At 75.9% G+C, this 316-nt stretch carries 1 protein-coding gene; it reads right to left on the bottom strand.

The window, feature by feature from the left end:
- A partial coding sequence (locus tag QCE79_RS34955) for a hypothetical protein (protein WP_309852526.1) occupies positions 1 to 316 on the bottom strand: 316 nt, incomplete at both ends.

Below are 316 nucleotides of genomic sequence, written 5' to 3'. Positions count from 1 at the left end.
CAGTGAACCCACCGCGCCACCTATTGCGGATGCACCCACCGCCACGCCGGCCGTCATCAGCGTGCCTCCGCCGCTCAAGGCTGCGATGCCCAGCGACCACGTGCTGGCACTGGCCGCCGCTGCGCCTCCCGCGACTGCGCCGCCTGCGACCGCACCACCTGCGACCGCACCACCTGCCGCAGCACCACCTGCCGCCGCACCACCCGCAGCAGCACCACCCGCCGCCGCACCCGTGCCCGCGCCCGCGCTCGCCGCCCCACCTATCGCCGCCGATGCCGCGCCCGCCGTGTACACCGTCACCACCACCGCCACCACG

The sequence above is a fragment of the Caballeronia sp. LZ003 genome, assembly GCF_031451465.1.
Taxonomy (GTDB): Bacteria; Pseudomonadota; Gammaproteobacteria; order Burkholderiales; family Burkholderiaceae; genus Caballeronia.
Note: the sequence above shows the minus strand (reverse complement) of the source record. Positions and strands in the feature narration are given on the sequence as shown.